The organism is Gemmatirosa kalamazoonensis, assembly GCF_000522985.1.
Lineage (GTDB): Bacteria > Gemmatimonadota > Gemmatimonadetes > Gemmatimonadales > Gemmatimonadaceae > Gemmatirosa > Gemmatirosa kalamazoonensis.
Genome location: NZ_CP007128.1, coordinates 1050429 through 1071092, shown reverse-complemented (window position 1 = coordinate 1071092; position 20664 = coordinate 1050429). Strand labels below are relative to the sequence as shown.

Annotated in this window: 17 protein-coding genes and 1 pseudogene; 11 read left to right on the top strand and 7 right to left on the bottom strand. The window is 73.8% G+C overall.

Annotated features, from left to right (window positions below):
* The first annotated feature begins 11 nt into the window (after window positions 1–11).
* From J421_RS04680 to J421_RS04665, 4 genes and pseudogenes are all read left to right on the top strand, one after another.
* Window positions 12–347, top strand: coding sequence for a gas vesicle protein (locus J421_RS04680; protein ID WP_104022250.1), 336 nt, complete (start codon window positions 12–14; stop codon window positions 345–347).
* Window positions 348–394: 47 nt separating this feature from the next.
* A pseudogene (gene gvpA / locus J421_RS04675) lies at window positions 395–604 on the top strand (gas vesicle structural protein GvpA); the annotation flags it as partial.
* Window positions 605–713: 109 nt separating this feature from the next.
* Window positions 714–3083: a PAS domain-containing sensor histidine kinase gene (locus tag J421_RS04670; RefSeq protein WP_025410008.1), complete on the top strand. Its 2370-nt coding sequence runs from the start codon at window positions 714–716 to the stop codon at window positions 3081–3083.
* A 13-nt stretch (window positions 3084–3096) separates the two neighbouring features.
* On the top strand, window positions 3097–4827 hold the full coding sequence (locus J421_RS04665; RefSeq protein WP_025410007.1) for a serine hydrolase domain-containing protein: 1731 nt from the start codon (window positions 3097–3099) through the stop codon (window positions 4825–4827).
* A gap of 18 nt (window positions 4828–4845) precedes the next feature.
* Here J421_RS04665 and J421_RS04660 read toward each other — a convergent pair whose 3' ends face one another.
* From J421_RS04660 to J421_RS04650, 3 genes are read right to left on the bottom strand one after another with little or no spacing between them, the layout of a single operon-like run.
* A complete protein-coding gene (locus J421_RS04660) occupies window positions 4846–5319 on the bottom strand; it encodes a hypothetical protein (protein WP_025410006.1) in 474 nt (157 codons plus the stop codon).
* Window positions 5320–5369: 50 nt separating this feature from the next.
* Window positions 5370–5660, bottom strand: coding sequence for a hypothetical protein (locus J421_RS04655; protein WP_025410005.1), 291 nt, complete (start codon window positions 5658–5660; stop codon window positions 5370–5372).
* Complete coding sequence (locus tag J421_RS04650; RefSeq protein ID WP_104022249.1) at window positions 5657–6049, bottom strand: response regulator; 393 nt, start codon at window positions 6047–6049, stop codon at window positions 5657–5659. The genes J421_RS04655 and J421_RS04650 overlap by 4 nt, the downstream gene beginning before the upstream one ends.
* Window positions 6050–6203: 154 nt before the next feature.
* Here J421_RS04650 and J421_RS04645 point away from each other — a divergent pair, with 154 nt between their 5' ends.
* From J421_RS04645 to J421_RS04630, 4 genes are all read left to right on the top strand, one after another.
* Window positions 6204–6791 (top strand): TetR family transcriptional regulator, encoded by a 588-nt coding sequence (locus J421_RS04645; RefSeq protein WP_025410003.1) that lies wholly within the window; start codon window positions 6204–6206, stop codon window positions 6789–6791.
* Window positions 6792–6810: 19 nt separating this feature from the next.
* The gene (locus J421_RS04640) at window positions 6811–7515 is read left to right on the top strand and encodes a YdcF family protein (protein ID WP_025410002.1); all 705 of its coding nucleotides are present in this window, start codon (window positions 6811–6813) and stop codon (window positions 7513–7515) included.
* A gap of 103 nt (window positions 7516–7618) precedes the next feature.
* Complete coding sequence (locus tag J421_RS04635) at window positions 7619–8953, top strand: M16 family metallopeptidase (RefSeq protein WP_158508654.1); 1335 nt, start codon at window positions 7619–7621, stop codon at window positions 8951–8953.
* Between the two features lie 161 nt (window positions 8954–9114).
* Entirely contained in the window at window positions 9115–10566 is a 1452-nt protein-coding gene (locus J421_RS04630; RefSeq protein ID WP_025410000.1) for a M16 family metallopeptidase, read from the top strand.
* Window positions 10567–10954: 388 nt separating this feature from the next.
* Here J421_RS04630 and J421_RS04625 read toward each other — a convergent pair whose 3' ends face one another.
* The 4 genes from J421_RS04625 to J421_RS04610 form a co-directional block, all read right to left on the bottom strand.
* On the bottom strand, window positions 10955–13174 hold the full coding sequence (locus J421_RS04625) for a putative bifunctional diguanylate cyclase/phosphodiesterase (RefSeq protein ID WP_025409999.1): 2220 nt from the start codon (window positions 13172–13174) through the stop codon (window positions 10955–10957).
* Between the two features lie 2 nt (window positions 13175–13176).
* Window positions 13177–13728 (bottom strand): type 2 periplasmic-binding domain-containing protein, encoded by a 552-nt coding sequence (locus tag J421_RS04620; protein ID WP_025409998.1) that lies wholly within the window; start codon window positions 13726–13728, stop codon window positions 13177–13179.
* Window positions 13712–14926, bottom strand: a complete 1215-nt coding sequence (locus tag J421_RS04615) for a hypothetical protein (RefSeq protein WP_025409997.1) — start codon at window positions 14924–14926, stop codon at window positions 13712–13714. The genes J421_RS04620 and J421_RS04615 overlap by 17 nt, the downstream gene beginning before the upstream one ends.
* Window positions 14927–15033: 107 nt before the next feature.
* Window positions 15034–15942: an MBL fold metallo-hydrolase gene (locus tag J421_RS04610; protein WP_025409996.1), complete on the bottom strand. Its 909-nt coding sequence runs from the start codon at window positions 15940–15942 to the stop codon at window positions 15034–15036.
* Between the two features lie 159 nt (window positions 15943–16101).
* Between J421_RS04610 and J421_RS04605 the strand changes: the two genes are divergently transcribed.
* Genes J421_RS04605 through J421_RS04595 form a run of 3 tightly spaced genes read left to right on the top strand, consistent with a single transcriptional unit; the run spans window position 16102 to window position 20527 of the window.
* Window positions 16102–18051, top strand: coding sequence for an AfsR/SARP family transcriptional regulator (locus J421_RS04605; protein WP_158508653.1), 1950 nt, complete (start codon window positions 16102–16104; stop codon window positions 18049–18051).
* The gene (locus J421_RS04600) at window positions 17970–18557 is read left to right on the top strand and encodes a hypothetical protein (protein WP_025409994.1); all 588 of its coding nucleotides are present in this window, start codon (window positions 17970–17972) and stop codon (window positions 18555–18557) included. Before J421_RS04605 ends, J421_RS04600 begins: the two co-directional genes overlap by 82 nt.
* Window positions 18554–20527, top strand: a complete 1974-nt coding sequence (locus tag J421_RS04595) for a tetratricopeptide repeat protein (protein WP_025409993.1) — start codon at window positions 18554–18556, stop codon at window positions 20525–20527. The genes J421_RS04600 and J421_RS04595 overlap by 4 nt, the downstream gene beginning before the upstream one ends.
* Window positions 20528–20664: the final 137 nt, after the last annotated feature.

Genomic DNA, 20664 nt, shown 5'->3' with positions numbered 1-20664 from the left:
GGAGTCCCGGCTTGGCTGATCTCGTTTCTCCGACGCGCAGCAACGGACTGGTCGACATCCTCGATCGGGTGCTCGACAAGGGCCTCGTCATCGCGGGCGACATCAAGATCAACCTGGCGAACGTCGAGCTGCTCACCATCCAGGTGCGATTGCTCGTCTGCTCCATCGACAAGGCGGAGCAGATCGGCTTGAACTGGTGGCGGAACGATCCGCGGCTGAACATGACGGCCCCCGCCGCCGACGCGCTTCCGTCGTCCGAGGTCGAGCACCGCCTGCAGCGCATCGAGGCGCAGCTCGAGCGGCTCCTCACGGGCGGCGCGGCGAACAACGCGCCCGCCGCCGAGTAGTACCGACACCCCCCCCGCAGTCAGCGCCTCGTACCGGAGATTCGAGAATGGCAGTCGAACGCACGCCGAGTGGCAGTTCCCTCATCGACGTTCTCGACCGGGTGCTCGACAAGGGCATCGTGATCGATGCGTGGGTGCGAGTCTCGCTGGTCGGGATCGACCTGGTGACGGTCGAGGCGCGCGTCGTCGTCGCGTCCATCGACACGTATCTGAAGTACTCGGAGGCCGTGGGCATCACGGCGCCGGTGTCGCGGCCGCGCGAGATCGGCGCGGCGTCGACGGGTGACGCGGAGATCGAGCGGCTGACGCGCGAGAACCAGGAGCTGCGTCGGCGGCTCGAGCAGTAGCCGGGTGTAGGGCACTGCAATGACGGCGGGACCGAACGTCATGCCTGCTGCGGCGGCGTTCGACGCGCGGCCGCGCGACGGACTGCTCTCGGCGCTCGCCGAAGCACCCGACTACGCGGCCGCGGCCGCGTTCCTGCTCGCCGAGCTGGCGTCGTCCACCGGGGCGCGCCGCTGCGCGCTGCTCCGCTTCGATCCCGTCGCCGAGGAGCTCGCGCTCGTCGCGCTGCACGGCTTCTCGCCGGCGCCGGACGAGCGCGCCGAGCCGCTCTATCACACGCTCGCCGACAGCGCCCTCGGCTTCGCGCCGCGCGACAGCGACGGCGGGCGCGAGAGCGGGCGCGAGGGCGTCGCGCTGTGGGAGCGCGCGCACCCGCTCATCGTCTCGGCGCTCGCGCTCACGCCCGTCGTCGGCACGACGCCGCTCGCGAGCCCGCCATCGCTGGCCGGCTTCGCGTCGTGGACCGCGCTGCCGATGCCGCAGCCGCATTACCGCGGCGCGCCCGCGCTGTGGAGCGACGCGCACGCGCGCGAGGTGCTCGCGCCGAGCGGGGCGCGCCTCGTGCCGCTCGCCGAGCGGCGGTTCAGCTCCGCGCCCGGCGGCGTCGTCGCGTTCGAGGGCGTGCTCGACGACGCGATGCTGCAGGAGGTCGCGTCGCTCGTCATGCTCGCCGGGCCCGTGCTGGGCCGCCTCGCCGCGCTGGAGACCGCGGAGCGCACCGCCGATCGCGTGGGGCAGGAGCGCGACCGGCTCACGCTGATGATCGACTCGCTCCCCGATCCGGTCGTCATCACGAACGCGGCGAACGACATCGTCCTGCAGAACAAGCGCGCGCTCCACCTGCTCGCCGTGAACGAGGGCGACTCGCCGGGGCGCCGCCGCGCCGTGGAGCTGAACAACCTGCTCTTCACGTCGTTCCTGTCGAAGGCGGTGATGAGCGCGGGGCCCGATTCCGGCGCGCGCGAGCTGAACCTCGTCGACCCCGATGAGGGCGACGACCTGCTGTTCGAGGTGCTCGCGCATCCCATCGGCGAGCGTGTCGGGCCCGAGGACGCGTTCCTCTCCGTGCTGCGCGACGTGACCGACCTGCGCCGCGCGACGCGCGAGCTGGAGTGGCAGGTGCAGCGCGTGCGGCAGGCGGAGGTGAAGGCGACGAGCGAGCGCGATCGGCTCAACCTCATCCTCGAGAACGTCGCCGACCCGATCCTCGTGACCGACGACCAGTCGAACATCATCCTGATGAACGACCAGGCCGAGGGGCTGTTCCAGGTCGGCGAGGCGGGGACGCGGTCGCGGCGCGAGCTCATCGCCGTGCGCGGCAACGACACGAAGTTCACGTCGTTCATCTCCGACTTCATGCTGCAGGAGGACCGCGCGCGCCGCGAGCAGATGTCGCTGCTCGTGCCGTCGAGCGGGCAGGAGCTGCCCGTCGAGGTGGTCTCCGGCAAGATCACGAACGAGCGCGGCGAGCCGATCGCCATCGTGTCGGTGCTGCACGACCTCACGAAGCAGGCGGAGAACGAGCGGCTGTACGAGACGCTGAAGCAGCTCAACGCGCAGCTCGAGGAGCGCGTGCGCGCCGCGGTCGCCGACCTGGCGGAGCAGAACGCGCGGCTGCAGTGGCAGTCGCACGAGGTGGAGCGCGCGAACCGGCTGAAGAGCGAGTTCCTCGCCAGCATGTCGCACGAGCTGCGCACGCCGATCAACGCGCTGCTGGGCTACGCGTCGCTCATGCTGGAAGGCGTGTTCGGTCCGATCACCGACGATCAGCGCGAGGCGATGGAGCGCAGCCGCGCCGCCGCCGACCACCTGCTCACGCTGGTGAACGACATCCTCGACCTCGCGAAGATCGAGGCCGGGAAGATGCCGCTCATCCGGGAGTCGGTGGCGCTCGACGAGGTGATCACGGAGGTCAGCCAGCAGATCGAGCCGCTCGTGCGCAAGAAGGCGCTCGCGTACGAGATCGGCATCGCGCCGGAGTGCCCGGTCATCGAGACCGACCGCACGAAGCTGAAGCAGGTGCTCCTCAACCTGCTGTCGAACGCGATGAAGTTCACGAACCGCGGCGGCATCACCGTCACCGCGGTGCCCGAGCGCGGCGGCGAGCGCGCCGGCGTGCGCATCGACGTCACCGACACCGGGATCGGCATCGAGGAGAAGAACCTCACGGTGATCTGGGAGGACTTCCGCCAGATCGACCAGTCGCGCACGCGCGAGTTCGGCGGCACGGGCCTCGGCCTCTCCATCACACGGCGGCTGCTCGACCGACTCGGCGGCGCGGTGTCGGTGCGCTCGGTGTTCGGTCAGGGGTCGACGTTCTCCGTGCACCTGCCGCTCGCGATCCCGCCATCGCCCGACCTCACCGACGAGGAGACGGCGACGGCGGCCTAACCCCCCGCGTCCCATGGTCGCACGCTCCCTTCTCGCGCTGCTCATGGCCGCCGTGCTCGCGTCGCCGTCGCAGGCGCAGGCGCCGGCGGATCTCGACGCGTTCGTGCTCGCCCAGATGGCGCGGCGGCACGTCGACGGCCTGTCGCTCGCGATCGTGCAGGACGGCCGCGTCGTCTACGCGCGCGGCTACGGCGTGACCGACCGCCGCGAGAGCCGCCGCGTCGACACGACGACGCTGTTCCAGGCGGGATCCATCAGCAAGCCCGTCGCCGCGTTAGGCGCCCTGCGCCTCGTCGAGCAGGGCACGCTCACGCTCGACGACGACGTGAACGCGAGGCTCACGTCGTGGCGCGTGCCCGCGTCCCGCTTCACCGCGACGGCGCCGGTCACGCTGCGCCGGCTGCTCTCGCACACCGCCGGTCTCACCGTGCACGGCTTCCCCGGCTACGACGTCGACTCGGTCCGGCCGACGGTCGTGCAGGTGCTCGACGGCGCGCCGCCGGCCAACACGGCGCCGGTGCGCAACGACACCACGCCCGGCGCGCGGTACAACTACTCCGGCGGCGGCATCACGATCGCGCAGCTGCTGATGACCGACGTCACCGGCCGGCCGTTCGCCGCGTACATGCACGACGCCGTGCTCGTGCCGTTAGGCATGGGCCGCAGCAGCTACGAGCAGCCGCTCCCCGCGGCGCTCGCCGCCAACACCGCCGCGGGGCACTACGACGACGGCCGCGCGGTCCACGGGCGCTGGCACGTCTATCCCGAGATGGCTGCCGCCGGGCTGTGGACGACGGCGAGCGACCTCGCCCGGTTCGCGATCGGCGTGCAGCGCGCATACGCCGGCGTACCGGGCGCGCTCGTCGCGCAAGCCACCGCGCGGCAGATGCTGACCGAGCAGATGGCCGGCTACGGGCTCGGCGTCGGCGTGCGCACGCTCGGCGGCGTGCTGCGCTTCGGCCACGGCGGCCGCGACGAGGGGTTCGACGCGCGCCTCGAGGCGACGACGACGGGGCAGGCGTACGCGATCATGATCAACGCGAACGACGACTCGCGCCTCGTCGGCCGCATCGGCGACTTCATCGAGCGCGCCTACCGCTGGCCCGGCGCGCCCGCCTACCGGCCGCCTAACGCAACGCCGATCGCGGCGGCGGAGCTCGGGGCGGCGACGGGGCTGTACGACGTCGGCGGCGGCGGCTTCCTCACGCTCGTCGCGCGCGACGGCCGTCTCTACACGTCGACCGGCGGCGCCCCCGACGAGGAGTACGTCCCGCTCGGCCACGACCGCTTCGCGTCGGTCGACCGCGACGTCACGCTGGCGCTGACCCGCGACGAGACCGGCCAGGTCGTCGCGCTCGCGCGCACGGCCGGCACGAGCACGCGTGCGCTCCCGCGACTCGGCCCGCTGCTCCGCGGCGCGACGGGCACGCTCGACGCCACGGCCGCGGCGCGCGGCGACAGCGTGCTGCGCGCGCTCGGCACCGGATCGCTGCGCACGGTCGGCGGCGTCACGGCGGGCGCGCGGAGCGACTTCGGCGCGATGACGTGGCCGCCGGTGGCGGGGCTGAAGGACGCGACGCTCGTCGGTGTGGCGCGCGTCACCGGCGGCGAGGTGGTGCGACACGGCAGCGCGGTGGCGCGCGTGGCGTACTACCGCGTGACCACCGACGCCGGGCCGCGGCGGATCGTCGTCTACTTCACGCCGGACGGCCTGGTCACCGACGTCGACGTGATCGACGAGTAGCGCGGCGTCCCGTCCGCCTCAGCGCCGACACGCGCGGCGCACGGCCGCCGCGAGCTGCAGCGTGCGCGCCGAGTCCTCGGGCTGCAGCGGCGGCTCCGGCCCGACCGGAGGGGTGCCGACGACGAACGCGGTGTGGAAGCCGCCCGTGACGCGTCCCGCGCGATCGAGCCGCACCGTCACCCACTCGCCGACGAGCGAGTCGGGTCGGGTCCGCGTCGCCGGCGCCGCGGCGATCACGCTCACCGACCGCACGTGTCCCGCCGAGTCCTCGGCCACCGCGACGCGTCGCCACACGCTGCCGCGCGTCTCGAGCGACCGGAGCACCAGTCGCACGCCGCTCGCCGCGACGTCGGCCGTCGCCGCGACGGTGCTGCACGTCGGCGCGCCGAGCAGTGCGGGCGTCCCGGTCGCCCGCGGCGCGGCGCGGCCGGCGAGGCCGCACCCGATGGACGGCAGCGCGAGCAGCGCGAGGCGAACGGCTCTGGCGAGCACGGTGCGGGGCCTAACGGACACGCCTCTCCGCGTGAACTCGACGACCGGGCTCAGCGCCCCGAAGTCGTCGCGCGGTGCGGCAGGCCGAGCGGCGGCATCCGCGACGCGAGCGTCGACGGCTGGACGGACGACACGCGCACCGACGCGGGCGCGTGTGTGTCCGGGCGGCGCGTCGCTTGGCGAGCCGGCCTCCCCGGCGACGGCGGGGCCGGCTTCCGCGCCTGCGTCATGTGCGGGATGACGCCGAGCTGCGCGGCGAGTCCCCGCGGCGGCGCCGTCGGCGCGGACTTCGCCGGAGCGTTCGCCGGCTTTCCCGGCCCGCGCGGGGCCGGGCGCGTCACGACACGCCTTCGGCGACGGGCGGGCCGATGAGGCGGCGCACCTCGGCCAGCACGGCTGGCGGCGAGATCGGCTTCGCCAGGTACGCGTCGCAACCCGCCTCGAGCGCGCGCAGCCGGTCGGCGGGGAGCGCGTGCGCGGTGAGCGCGATGATGGGCGTGTCGCGCGTCGCCTCCTCCGCCTTCAGCTGGCGCGTCACTTCCAGCCCGTCGAGCCCCGGCAGCGAGATGTCCATGAGGACGAGGTGCGGCGCGCGGGTCCGGCCGAAGTCGAGTCCTTCGTGCCCGTTCGACGCGAGGATCACCTCGTAGCCCGCATGGCGGAGCATCGCCGAGTAGATGAAGCGATTGTCCGCGTTGTCCTCGACGAGAAGGACGCGCTTCGGCAGCATGGAAAGGGCAGGGCGGGGGTGAGGCGGGACGAGGCAATCTGAGGCATGCATCCGAGCCGCGCCAGCGAAGCCGCGCTAGCGACGCATGACCTTCCCGTCATCAACGGCGCGGACCGAGCCTGTCCCGCGCACGCGCCGTGCGTAACCTTCCGGCATGGCATCGACCAGCGAGCGCCCCCGCGCGCGTGGCAACGCCGCCGAGCGCATCCTCGCCGCGGCGGCGGAGTGCGTCGGCCAGCTCGGCGCCGCGCAGGTGAGCCTCCAGACCGTCGCCGACTCGGCCGGCGTGAGCAAGGCGCTCATCCACTACCACTTCCGCGACCGCGACGAGCTGCTCGCGCGCCTCGTGGACTGGGTGACCGTGGAGCTCGTGCACGGCGAGGAGGTCGCGCTGGCCGACGCCGACGCGGCGACCGCGCTCGACGCGCTGTGGCGGTGGCTCGAGGCGGAGCTGACGAGCGGCCGGCTGCGCGCGCTCGGCGAGCTCGCGGGCGAGCGCGGCGAGGCGGTGCGCGACGCGGTGCGTCGCTCGCGCGAGGCACGCCGCGCCCAGGCGACGCTGACCATCGAGCGGCTGTTCGCCGCGCTGTCGCTCACGCCGCGGCTGCCGGCGCCGCTCGTCGGCGACGTCACGGTAGCATTTCTCGACGGGCTCGCGGGCGAGGTGGCGGTCGAGCCGGAAGGCAACCATCGGCTCCGATTCGATGTCTTCTGGCTGTCCGTCCTGAGTCTCGCCGAGTGAGCGCCGCTAGCTTCTCGTCATGCGTGCTCTTCGCATCGTCGCTCGGCTAGTCGGCGCGGTCGTCGCGATCGTGTTCGCGGTGTGGCTCGGCTGCTTCGTGGCCGTGCTGCTCGCCGCGCGGCGCGACCAGGCGGCGACGATGGAGCGTCCCGCGGTCGCCATCATCGTGATGGGCGCGGCGCAGTACGACGGACGGCCGTCGCCGGTGCTGCGCGCACGGCTGGACCACGCGCTCACCCTGTGGCGGCACGGGCTCGCACGTCGGATGATCTTCACCGGCGGACGCGGCACGAGCCCCGGCGGCATCGACTGGACGAGCGAGGCGGCGGTGGGGCGGCGGTACGCGGTGGCGCACGGTGTGCCGGACAGCGCGATCCTCATGGAGAGCGAGGGGCGCACCACCGACCAGTCGCTGCGCGCCGCGGCCGCGCTGCTGCGCGAGATCGTGCGCCAGGACTCGGTGCGCCGCGACTCGGTGCGCGCCGCCGGCGGCGACGGCGCCGCGCCGACCCCGGCCGAGCGCGAGGCGGCGATCCTCGTGAGCGACCCGTTCCACATGCTGCGGCTCAGCGTCGTCGCGCGCCGCTACGGCATCGAGCCCTACACGTCGCCGACGCCGACGAGCCCCATCTCGAGCAACCAGCGGCTCACGTGGCGCTACATGCTCGGCGAGTCGCTGAAGGTGCCGTTCGTCTTCTTCGTGGAGAAGAGTCCCGGTGACTAACGCGAACCATTGGCTCGGCGTGTCGAACCACAGAGGGCGCAGAGAACGCAGAGGTGCTCTCCGTGGTCCTCTGCGTTCTCTGCGTCCTCTGTGGTTGCTGCTCGTGGTGAGCACCGCGGCGCAGGCGCAGAGCGTCCCCGCGCTGAAGCTCGAGCGGTACACGCTGCCTAACGGCCTGCAGGTCGTGCTGCACGAGGACCACTCGACGCCGGTGGTCGCGGTCGACACGTGGTACCACGTCGGCTCCGGCGACGAGAAGCCCGGGCGCACCGGGTTCGCGCACCTGTTCGAGCACGTCATGTTCATGGGCTCCGAGCACGTGCCGACGGGGCGGTTCGATCAGCTGCTCGAGGCGGCGGGGGCGAACAACAACGGGTCGACCACCGAGGACCGCACGAACTACTACGAGTCGATGCCGGCGAACGCGCTGCCGCTCGCGCTCTGGCTCGACGCGGATCGCATGGGCTGGCTGCTGCCGCCGCTCGACCAGGCGAAGCTCGACCTGCAGCGCGACGTCGTGAAGAACGAGCGGCGCGAGCGCGTCGACAACGTGCCCTACGGTCACGCCGACGAGACGATCGCCGCGGCGCTGTTCCCGCGCGGGCACCCGTACTCGTGGCCCGTCATCGGCTCCATGGCCGACCTCTCGGCGGCCACGCTCGACGACGTGAAGCAGTTCTTCCGCACGTACTACGCGCCGAACAACGCGACGCTCGTCGTTGCCGGCGACTTCGCGCCCGACTCGGCGAAGTCGTGGATCGCGAAGTACTTCGGCGCCATCCCGCGCGGGCCCGCCATGCCGCCGCGTCCCACGCCGGCGCCCGTGCGCCTGACGAAGGACACGGTGCTCGTGCTCGAGGACGACGTGCAGCTCCCGCGCTTCTGGTACGCGTGGCCCACGCCGCCCGCGTTCTCTCCCGACGACGCGGTGCTCGACGTGCTCGCGTTCGTCCTCGCCGGCGACAAGAACTCGCGGCTGTACAAGCAGCTCGTCTACGACACGCAGGTCGCGCAGGAGGTGACCGCGTTCCAGGGGAGCCGCCGCCTCGCGAGCGTGTTCGAGGTGATCGTGTCGCCGAAGGAGGGCCGCTCGCCCGCCGTGCTCGCGGCGACGGTGGACGCCGAGCTCCGACGCGTCGCGGAGCAGGGGATCACCGAGCGCGAGCTCGTGCGCGCGCGCAACTCCATCCGCGCCGGCTTCCTCGACCGGCTCGCGAGCGTCGAGGGGAAGGCGGACCTGCTGAACTACTACGACTATCTCGCGGGCACCCCCGACTTCGTGCAGCGCGACGCGGCGCGCTACGACGCCGTGACCGCGGCCGACGTCAGGCGCGCGGCACGCACGTACCTGCTGCAGCCGAAGGTGGTGCTCACCATCGTGCCTAACGGACAGCGGTCGCTGGCGATCGGGGGAGCGGCGATGAAGGTGACGAAATGAGCGACCGGGCCTTCGTCGCGCCGCCCCGGGATTCCTCGGTGGGGACGGCTCCTCCCGGGTGTGGAGCGCGGATCACGCGGATCACGCGGATGGGCCGAGGGCACGAGCCTACACCCTATCCGCGCGATCCGCGTGATCCGCGCTCCACGTCTCACCGAGCCGTGCCTAACGGGGCGCCCCGCGCCGCCACGCGGATCCTCGCCGCGTGCTGCCTCGTGTCGAGCATCGCCGGTGCGCAGATCGACACCGTCCCTCCGCGTCTCGGTCCGCCGCCGGCGCTCACGCCGCCGCCGATGACGGAGCGCACGCTGCCGAACGGGCTGCGCCTGATCGTCGTCGAGCAGCACGAGCTCCCGCTCGCCGACTTCGTGCTCGTGCTGAACGCCGGCGGCGAGGCCGACCCGCCGAACCGATCGGGGCTCGCCACGCTCACCGCCGCGCTGCTCACCGAAGGCACGGCGACGCGCACGTCGCTGCAGATCGCCGACCAGACGTCGTACCTCGGCGTGCAGCTCGGCGCGAGCGCGGCGTGGGACTACTCGATGGTCACGCTGCACACGCCGACCGCGCAGCTCGACAGCGCGCTCGCGCTGTACGCCGACGTCACGCTCCGGCCGACGTTCCCGGCGCGCGAGTTCGCGCGGCTGAAGACCGAGCGGCTCACCGAGCTGCTCCAGATCCGCGACGAGCCCACCGAGGTCGCCGATCGCGCGTTCGCGCAGACGCTGTTCGGGCTGAATCACCCGTACGGCCGTCCGTTGGGCGGCAGCGAGGCGACGACGCGCGCCACGACGCGCGACGACGTCGTCGGCTTCTGGCGCGTGCATTACCGGCCCAACGCGGCGACGCTGATCGCCGTCGGCGACCTCACACCGGACGACGTGGCGCGGCGCGCCGAGCGTGCGTTCGGCGCGTGGACGCGCGGCGAGCTGCCGCCGCCCGTCGCGCCCGCGCCGCCGCCGCGCGGCGCGACGTCGGTGCTGCTCGTCGACAAGCCGGGCGCGCCGCAGACGTCGGTGCGCGTGGGGCTCGTCGGCGCGCCGCGCGCCACGGCGGACTACTTCCCGCTGGAGGTGATGAACACGATCCTCGGCGGGAGCTTCACGAGCCGGCTGAACCAGAACCTGCGCGAGACGCACGGCTTCACGTACGGCGCGGGCTCCGGCTTCGGGATGCGCCGCGCGGCGGGGCCGTTCATCGCCGGCGCCGAGGTCACGGGCGCGAAGACCGACTCCGCGCTCACCGAGTTCGTGCGCGAGCTGAAGGCGATCGGCGACACGGTGCCTAACGCGGAGCTGGCGAAGGCGAAGCGCTACCTCGAGCTCCAGCTCCCGGGCGAGTTCGAGACGACCGGGGACATCGCGAGCCGTCTCGTGCCGCTCGTCGTGTACGGGCTGCCGCTCGACTACTACGGGTCGTACGATCGGCGCGTGGAGCAGGTCGGCCAGGGCGACGTGCAGCGCGTCGCGCGGCAGTACCTCGACACGGGACGGCTGCTCGTGGTCATCGTCGGCGACCGCAAGGCGATCGAGCCCGGCGTGCGCGCACTCGGCCTCGGGCCGGTCACCGTGAAGCAGGTCGTCGACGTGCTGGGCACCGGCACCGTGCCCTGAGTCGGTGCACGCGGAGGCGCAGGGACTGCCTCGTCGTATCGAACCGCAGAGGGCCGCAGAGGGCCGCAGAGGACTGCCTTTTCTTTGAACCACAGAGGACACGGAGGACACGGAGGAAACCAACAAAAGTGGTTCTCCTCTGTGTCCTCTGTGTCCTCTGTGGTTCAAATGAAAGGCTCTGCGGCCCTCTGCGGTTCAATACAAAGAGCCAGAGCCGGAACGGCACGGCGGCCCGAGCATCGCTGCTCGGGCCGCCGTCGTCGTGCTGGTCTCGCTCCGCTGGTCGTGCACTCGCTGGCGTGGCCGGCTCCCATGCACGGCTCACGGGGCACATGATCGGCGCGGACCGTCTCACGATCGTCACCTCGTTGCGGCGCAACGACTTGGGTCAGGCCCGGAGGCCGCCGCGGCGCCGCAGCGTCGTCTCCTCGGCGACCCCCTCGCCGCCCCGCCGCTGCCGGAGGAACGCCGCCGCGTCGTGCGCGCCGAGCGGCCGCGCGTAGTGGAAGCCCTGGCCGAGCTGGCAGCCGAGCAGGCGCAGGCCCGCGTGCTGGTCCGGGCGCTCGATCCCCTCGGCCACCGTGCGCAGTCCGAGCGTCTCGGCCAGCGACACGATCGTCCGCGCGATCGCCGCGTCGTTGCCGCCCTGGGCCACCTGGTCGACGAACGCCTTGTCGATCTTCAGCACGTCGACCGGGAAGCGCTGCAGGTACGCGAGCGACGAGTAGCCGGTGCCGAAGTCGTCGATCGCGACGCGCACGCCGAGCGACTTCACCTCGCGCAGGAAGCGCAGCGTCGTCTCGCTGTCGCGCATGATCACCGACTCCGTGATCTCCAGCGTGAGCGACGACGGCTCCAGCCCGGTGGCGGTGAGCACCGCGCGCAGGTCGTCGACGAACGACGGGTCCTCCACCTGACGGCCGGAGACGTTCACGCTGACTCCCACCGGCGGCGCGTCCGGCGCGTCCGCGCGCCAGCGCACCGCCTCGCTGCACGCGCGCGCGAGCACCCAGCGGCCCAGCGGCAGGATCGCCCCCGTCTCCTCGGCGAGCGGCACGAACACGCCCGGCGGCACGATGCCGCGCCGCGCGTGCGTCCACCGCGCCAGCGCCTCGAAGCCGGTGACGCGTCCCGTCGCCAGCTCCACGATCGGCTGGTACGAGACCGTGAGCTCCTCGCGGCGCAGCGCGTCGCGCAGCTCCGCCTCCAGCTCCACGCGGTCGAGCAGCGCGGCGTGCATCGCCGGCTCGAACACCGTGTGGCGCCCCTTGCCCGACGCCTTCGCGCGGTACATCGCGACGTCGGCGTTCCGCAGCAGCTCCTCGGCGTCCGCGCCGTCGCGGCCCGACGCGATGCCCACGCTCGCCCCGACGTGCACGAGGCGGGTGCCTAACGCGAACGGCGTCCGCATCGCCGCGATCACCCGCTCCGCCACGAGCACCGCGTCGTGCACGTCGTGCACCTGGCCGAGCAGGATCGCGAACTCGTCGCCGCCGAGGCGCGCGACGGTGTCGATGCCGCGCGTCGCGTTCAGCAGCCGCGACGCGACGTCGACGAGCAGCCGGTCGCCGGACGCGTGGCCGAGCGTGTCGTTGATGCTCTTGAAGTCGTCGAGGTCGATGAACAGCACGAACACGTCCTGCGGGCCGTCCGGCTGGCCGAGCGCGCGCTCGACGCGGTCGCGGAACAGCGCGCGGTTCGCGAGCAGCGTGAGCGAGTCGCGGAACGCGAGGTGCGCGAGCTCCTGGTTGCGCGCCTCGAGGTCCAGCCGCGCCTGCGCGAGACGTCCCGCCATCGCGTTCAGGCTCTCGCCCACCTCGTGCAGCTCCTCGCACTTCCTCACCGCGACGCGGTACGCGAGCTCTCCGGCGCCGAAGCGGTCGACGCCCACCTTCAGCGCGCCGATCGCGCCGAGCAGGTCGCGCGACAGCACGTACGAGAGCGCGAAGCCGCACAGCCCGGAGAGCGCGAGGATCGCCCACATCACCGCCGACGACGCGCGGTCCGTGCGCACGAACTCCGCGCTCGCGAGATCCACACGCCGGTGCTGCGCGCGGATCGCCGCCGGCAGGTCGGTGCCCAACAGTCGCTGGGCGAGCGGCTCCGCCGTGACCGCGACCTCCGAGATGGCGACGGCCGGGTCGCGGGCCTGCATCAGGTAGAACCGCGTCCACGACGCGGTGAGCGAGTCCACGCGCGCCTTCACGCCGGGGATCAGCGCGTCGGCGAGGCCGCTGTCCACGAGGTCGTCGTCGTGGTCCGCGGCGGCCGTGGCGGCGACCTCGGCGAGCCGGTCGCGGATGCCGTTGATCGCGCGCACGGTGCCCTGTCGCTCCGCCGTGGTGGCGGACATGCCCTCGACTCCCATCAGGTCGCTGACGACCTTCACGCGCTTGTAGTGGTCCTCGAGCTCCGTGCGCGCCTCGGTGAGCGCGCTGTGTCGGCCGATGGAAGCGTGCAGCACGTTGAACACGCGCGTGCGCTGCCGTGCGCCCCAGTAGTAGGCGCCCATGTTCAGCGTCGCGAGCGCGAGCAGCGCGCCGAACGCGCGCGCGAAGCGGGCCCGCAGCGTGCGCGCGTGGAGCACGTGCATCGTCGGGAGGCGCATGGTCAGCTGCCCCCGCCGATGATGGGATAGCCCGCGTCGTCCGGCGTGTGGCCGTCGACGCGGACGATGCGCACGCTCTCGTCCACCGCGGAGAGCGGGATGACGGCGACCGCGCCCGGGATCGCCGCGGCGAGGCGGCGCGCGAGCGCGCTCGTGGAGACGATCTTCGGACCCGTCGCGACCTCGTCGCGGAACGTCTTGCCGATCCAGTAGCGCTTGAACGCGCTCTCGTCCATCTCGTACACGCGGCGCAGGATCACCCCGCGCTCGTTCGTGCCCGGCGCCTGCACGAGCAGCACGACGCGCGCGCCGCCCGACCAGAACTGCTGCTCGCCGCGGAAGATCCGCCGCAGCTGCGCGAGCGTGACGTCGCTCACCGGCGTCGACGGATGCACGACGACGGCGTACCGCTCCGCGCTCTGCACGACCGCCTGCGGCGCGCCCGGCTCGGCGCCTAACGCGGGACCGGCGGGTCGGGCGAACGCGGATGCGACGAGCAGCGCGGCGACGGCGAGTCGCCGCGCTGCGGGGCGGCGGTCAGTGATGGGACGCACCGCTCGGTGCCGTGTCGTGGCCCTCGTGGCCCTCGTGGCCTTCTTCGTGGCCTTCGTGGCGCTCGTGGCCCTCGTGCGCCGCGGTTCCGTCGTGTCCGTCGTTGCCGTCGTCGGTGATCACCGGGTCCGCGTCGTGATGGCCGGTGTGACCCGACATCGTGAAGGCGATCGACGCCGCGATCGTGCGCATGCGCGGGCCGTGCTCGACGCGCTCGCCGCGGTACTCGAGCTTCAGCCCGATCGTCGGCGCGACGTCGTAGCGCACGCCCGTCGTGTAGCCTGCGTAGCTCAGACGCAGCGGCGCGAACACCGTGTCGCCCGCCGGCACGCGCACCTCGTCGAACCGCACGTACGGCTTCCACGCGCTCGCCCGCCCGGACAGCCGGTAGGCGAGCTGCGCGTAGTAGGCGGTCGTCGTCGTCGGTGCCTGCGCCACCGGCAGCGATGGGTCGTGCCGGATCGCCGTGTACTCGACGATGAGCTCCGGCGTCTCCCGCTCGAGCGCGAAGTGGCCGGAGAGCATCCGCTCGCGCACGTCGATCCCCGCGCTCGGCGTCAGCCGGTCGTTGTAGATCGCGCCGCCGATGCGCGCGCCGGCGAGACTCGGCGCGCGCACGGTCGCGCCCAACACCGTCGCGCGGCTGTTGTTCGCGTCGCCCGCGTCGCCGCCGCGCATGATCGACGTGCCGCGTCCGTTCCCGAGGCCCGTCGAGTACCCGAGCACGAGCGGCCCCGCCGGCACGTTCCCCTCCGCGAACACGCCGACGAAGTGCATCGGGATCAACGGGCTCCCGCCGCGCACCATCTCCGGGCGCGCGATGGTCGACTGGAACCACTGTCCGTGGTGGAACGACGTGTACCAGTAGCTGATCGGCGTGTGCCCGCGCCCGGCGGACAGCTTCAGCCAGTCGCGGGCGTCGTAGCGCAGCAGCACCCGCTCGAACTCGAGCGCGAGCCCCGTAGACTGGCTCGTCGCGGTCGCCTCGGTGAACAGCGTCGTGCGGTCGGACATCCCCCACGTCAGATGCCCGGCGACCTGGCCGAGTCGGAAGCCCTGGGCGATCGGGCGCTGCGACTCCTGGTAGTTGAAGTCGGCGAACAGGCTCGCGTGCAGCGCGCCCTCCCCGGACTGCGCCAGGGCGGCGGCGGGGGTGAGCAGCAGGAGAATGGAACCGGCGAGACGGGCGGCGTGGCGCATCGTGGGGCCGCAGGGGGAATCGCCGGCGGACGTCCGTGTCCGCCGGCGGGGGGTTTCCCTCAGTGTCGGCCGGCACCGGCGCCGGCTTGAGGATCCCGGCGGCCCGGTCAGTACACGCCGAGATCCCTCCCCGACACGACCCGCCCCGCGAACCGCCGCCGCACCTCACCCACGAGCTCCCCCTCGTCGAAGTCGGGCGGCAGTTGGTGGTACAGCACGACCAGCTTCGCCCGCGCCCGGGTCGCCACCTCGCCCAGCGCGGGGCCCGGCGTGTGGTAGGCGCGGTGGTACGCCTGCCAGGCCGAGTCGCGCTTCGCCAGGTGCGCTTCCGCGATGACCTCGTGCACCAGCACGTCGCAGCCGTCGCACGCGCGCGCCACCGCGTCGCTCGCCCGCGTGTCGCCCGAGATCACCACCCGCCGGTCGGGGGTGTCGAAGCGGTAGCCGAACGCGTGCGGCCACCGGCCGTGCGCCACCTCGAACGCGGTGACGGTGACGAGCGAGTCATGGTAGACGACCCCCGCCGCCATGTCGTGCCCCACTCCGCCGTGGCCCGTCGGGTTCGACGGCTCTCCACCGTGCAGCCGGATCTCGACGTCCTCGGCGTACGCGGCGTTCAGGTGGTCGACCATCGCGCGCGTCCCCGGCGGTCCGTAGACGTCGAGCGGCATCGTGCGGCCGAGCACCCACGGCGAGAACATGAGGTCGGGGAGGCCCAGCGTGTGATCCGAATGCAGGTGCGTGAGGAACGCGATCCGCAGCCGGGCGGCGGCCAGCGCGGGGATGGAGTCGACGCGCGCCGCGGCCGCCGCGCGCCGCACCACGCCGGGCCCCGCATCCACGATGTAGGCACTGCCGTCGACGACCACCGCGACGGCGGGGCCGGACCGGTCGGGGTCCGCGTTCGGCGTGCCCGTGCCGAGCAGCACGACGCGCGTGCGCGCGGCCTGGGCGGCCGCGACGAGCGGGGCGAGGAGCGGGGCGACGATCAGCGCCGCGCGACGGACGGTGCGCATGCCCCAATGTACGGCCGGAGTCATCTGGCTTGTTGCTCCGCCGAGCGACACGTAGAATCGGGCCAGGGCGGTCGTCCGCGACCGTCGGCGCACGAGCAGCGTGCTCCAATCTCCGGTCACCGTGGTCCAGTTGCCGCGTCTCAGGACGTTCGGCGGGCTGTGGGTCGACGACCCGGCGAGCGGGCGGTCCGGCGGGGGCCGCGGCCGCGCCCCCTCGCCCTGCTCGCGGTGCTCGCCGCGGCCGGCCCCAGGGGCGTCACGCGCGACCGCCTGATCGGCATCCTGTGGCCGGAGTCGTACGCCGACCGCGCCCGGCACGCGCTCTCCCAGACGCTGTACAGCCTGCGGCGCGACGTGGGCACCGTCGTCGCCTCCACGCCCGACCTGCGGCTCCAGGCGCTCATCCCGAGCGACGTGCAGGAGCTGCGCGACGCGGTCGCCGGCCGCCGGTGGGCCGATGCGGCGGCGCTCTACGGCGGGCCGTTCCTCGACGGGTTCTATCTCGCCGACGCGCCGGAGTTCGAGCGGTGGGTGGAGGGGGAGCGCGCGTCGCTCGCCGCCGACGGCACGCGCGCCATCGAGCTGGCGGCCCGCGAGTCGGCCGCGGCCGGCCGTCACGACGAGGCGAGCGCGCTGTGGCAGCGGCTGACCCGGCTCGATCCGTTCAGCGCCCGCTACGCCGCCGCGTGCATGGAGAGCCTCGGCGTCGTCGGCGACCGCGCGGCGGCGCTCGCCCATGGGCGGGCCTACATGGACCGCATGCGCCGCGAGCTGGGCGTCGAGCCGGACCGCGCGGTGCAGACGCTGCTCGACCGGCTGCGCGATGGTGACCCCACGCTGGCGCCTGCCGCGGCGGTCAGCGTCGCCTCGCGCCCGGCTGTCGAGCCGCCGCCGGTGCCTCCCATCTCCACCATCGCCGCGGTCGCGCCGCTCGAGGCGCCGGCGCCGCCCCGCGCACGCTCGCGCTGGTGGCGCGAGGCGGCGCTCCTCGGCGGCGCCGGGCTGCTCGCCGCCGGCTGGTGGTCGGTGCACGGCACGCCGCGCCCCGCCGCCGCGATCGTTCCCACCGCGCCGTCGCGCACGGCCGACTCGCTCGTCGCGCGCCGCTTCTACGACGAGGGGCTGCGCGCGCTCTATCAGTTCGACGCCGCGGCGGCGGACCGGCACTTCCGCGCCGCGCTCCGCGAGGACCCGACGTCGGCGATGACGGCGTACCGCGCGTGGTACGCGGCGCGGACCGCCGGCGACGCGGACCAGGAGACGCTCGCCGCGCGCGCGCTGTCGCTCGCCCCTCGTGCGTCGCCGCGGGACAGCCTGCTCATCGCCACCCACGTCGCCCTCGCCCGCAACGACGTCGCCGCGCTCGCCACCGCGAACGCGCTCGCCGCGCGCTACCCCGACGACGCCGAGGCGCTCGTGCGCGCCGCCGACGCGATGCCGGACCTCGGCCGCGCCGTGCCGCTGCTCGACCGCGCGGTCCGCCTCGACTCCGCTGCCGCCGACCCGCGTGCCGGGGACGCGTGTCTGTCGTGCGAGGCGCTCAGCCTCCTCGCCTCGCGCTATGGCGCCGCGGACTCGATCGACGCCGCGGAGCGCGTCGCGCGTCGGTGGATCCGCCTGCGCCCCGCCGACGCGCCGCCGTGGCGATTTCTCGCCGAGCTGCTCGTCCTCCGCGGGCGGCGGAGCGAGGCCGTCGCGGCGGAGCGGCGCTTCGAGTCGCTCGGCGGCGCGCGCGACGACGCGGCGGTGCGCGAGCTCGTGTGGGACCTGCAGAGCGACGACCTCGCGGCCGCGAACGCGCGGTGCGACGCGGGGCTCGCCGCGCGCGACAGCGCGACGTTCGTCACGTTCCGCTGGTACTGCGCCATCGCGCTGCGCGCGCAGGGCCGCTACCGCGACGCGCTCGTCCTCGTGCGCGAGGGGCGGGGGCCCGGCGCGCTCGTCTCGCGTCCCACGCTGCTGCCCGACCCGCTGCTGGCGCCCATCCTCGACGTCGAGATGGGGCGGCCGCTGCTCGCCATCGACGCGTGGCGCGCGCTCGCCGACGCCAGCGACCACACCGACGCACCGCCGGGGGTGCGCGCGCGCGCTACGTCACGTGGTACCTGACGCTCGCCGCGACGGCCGCCGTCGCGGGCGGCGACACGGCCGGCGCGCGCGCGCTGCTCGACACGATCGCCAGCGCGGGGCAGCACAGCCTCTACGCGCGCGACCCCCTGCTGCACCACGCGGTGCGCGGGATGATCTTCGCGCGCGCGGCGCAGTACGAGGCCGCCGTGCGCGAGCTGCGCGCCGCGGTGTACTCGCCGACGTACGGCTACACGCGCATCAACTACGAGCTCGGTCGCAGCCTGCTCGCGCTCGGACGCGCGGCGGAGGCGGTGCCCGTCGTGCGCGCGGCGCTGCACGGCGGCATCGAGGGATCGGGGCTGTACGTGACGCGCACCGAGCTGCACGAGCTGCTCGCGCAGGCGTTCGCGGCGGCGGGCGCGCGCGACAGCGCGGCCGCGCACTGGGCGGTGGTGGAGCGCGCGTGGCGCGGCGCCGACCCCGCGCTGCAGGCGCGCTACGAGACGGCGCGCTCGGGAGCGCTCGCCGCGCGGAGCCGCCCATGAGCCGGTGGACGCGCGGGATCGCGGTGTTGGGCGCGTTAGGCGCGTTGGGCGCGTCGGGCGCCTTCACGGCGTGCGCGTCGCGCGATCCGGGCGTCGCCGACATGGACCAGCTCCTGCTCGCCGACGTCGCCGAGGTCACGGAGGCCTCCGTCGCCGCGGCGGCCGACACGGCGGACGCGGCGCTTGGCCGCGCGCTGCTCACCGCGGCCTCCACCGCGCTGCGACAGTGGAGCGGCGTGCGGCCGTATCCGCGCGCGCGGCTGCCGTTCGTCTACCGGCTCATGGGCCGCGACGGCGACGAGGGGACGCTGAGCTACGACGTCGCGCGCGAGGTCGCGGAGCGCGATCACGTGCGGTGGGTGCTCGGCCTGTGGCTCGCGCGCGGCGACCAGGGGTGGCGCGTCACGGCGCGGCTCACCGACGTCCGCCTCCACCGCGAGGTCGCCGCGAGCGAGTCGCCGACCGTGCAGCGTGCCGCGCTCGTCGGCGCGTTGGGCGACGCGCTCGACGGCGTGCGCCGCGTGCTCGGTGGTCGCGGCGGCGCCATCGACATCGGCCGCGCGGAGGCCGGTCCGCTGCCGCGCGTCACCACGGCGTCGCTCGAGGCGCTGCGGTCGTACGACGCGGGATCGCGCGCGTGGCGCGCCGGCGACTATGCCCGCGCGCGCGATCTCTGGCTGCGCGCCGTGGATCTCGACTCCGCATTCTCGATGGCCCTCGGCGCGTTAGGCAGCTACTACTTCTACAACCACGAGCGCGCGCCGGGCGAGCGGTACTACGCGGCGGCGCTCGCGCACTCCGAGCGGCTCACCGACTACGAGCGGCTGCGGCTGCGTGCCCAGCGCGCGGCGTACCGCGGCGAGACGGACACCGCCATCGCGCTCTCCGGCGCGATCGCGCGGCGCTACCCGAGTGCCGCGGCGTGGTACGACTACGGCACGGGCCTCATGCGCGCCGATCGGGACGAGGCGGCGCTCGCCGCGCTGCGGCAGGCCGTCGTGCTCGACTCGTCGCTCGTCAACGCGTGGATCAACATCGCCACGACGTACAAGGGGATGGGCCGCTTCGACGACGCCGTGCGCGCGTACGCCCGCGCCGACGCGGTCGACTCCACCGTGCTGTACCGCGGCAACGTGAACACCGAGTACGGCGGTGCGCTCGTGCACCTCGGCCGCATGGCGCAGGCCGAGTCGGCGTTCCGCCGCATGACCGAGTCGGCGCGCGTCGCCGACCGTGCGCTCGCGCTGCGGTCGCTCGGCTACCTCGCGGTGTGGGACGGGCGGCTCGACGAGGCCGCCGACGCGTTCCGGCGCGCCGCCGAGGCCGCGGCGCAGATCCCGTCGCCGTTAGGCGAGGGACGCAGCCGACTGCTGCTCGCCGGCGCGTACCGCCTCGCCGGCCGCCTGCCGGAGGCCGACTCGCAGATCACCCGCGTGCTCGCGCTCGCGCGCGACCCGACGTTCGAGCCGGTGATGCTGGCGCTCATCGCGTACGACTGCGGCCGCCAGGGGCGCAGCGCCGCGGTGGACACCGTGCTCGCGCTGCTGCGGCCGCGCGTGAACCCGGCGAACCGCGCCGACGTCGCCGCCGCGGCGCTCGCGGAAGCGACGTCGCAGCTCGAGCGGCGCCGGCCGGACGACGCGCTCGCCGCGCTGCAGCGAACCGGCGGTTTCCCGTTCTTCGTGCCGCCGCGCATGCTCGCCGCCGCGGCGCTCGAGGCGTCCGGGCGCCCCGACTCTGCGCGCGCCGTGCTGCGCGACGTCATCGAGCGGCGCCCGTTCGGCTCCGAGGGACAGGACGACGCGCTGCGCGCGCCGCTGCTCCTCGGCGATCTCCTGCTGCAGGTCGGCGACACGACCGGCGCGGCGCGCCAGTACCGCGCCGTGCTCACCCAGTGGCGCTCGGCGCCGCGCGACTTCCCGGATCTCGCCGCCGCGCGCGCGAAGCTCGCGGAGCTCACCGGGCGTTAGGCGCGCGGGGACGACTCCACTGCCAGGGGTTGCAATTCGAGGAATCGGGAGAACTCAAGGAATCCTCTTCGGCTGACGGGTTTTCTTGGATTCTTCCGATTCCTTGTATTGAAGACAAAGAACGTGGAGTCGTGAAC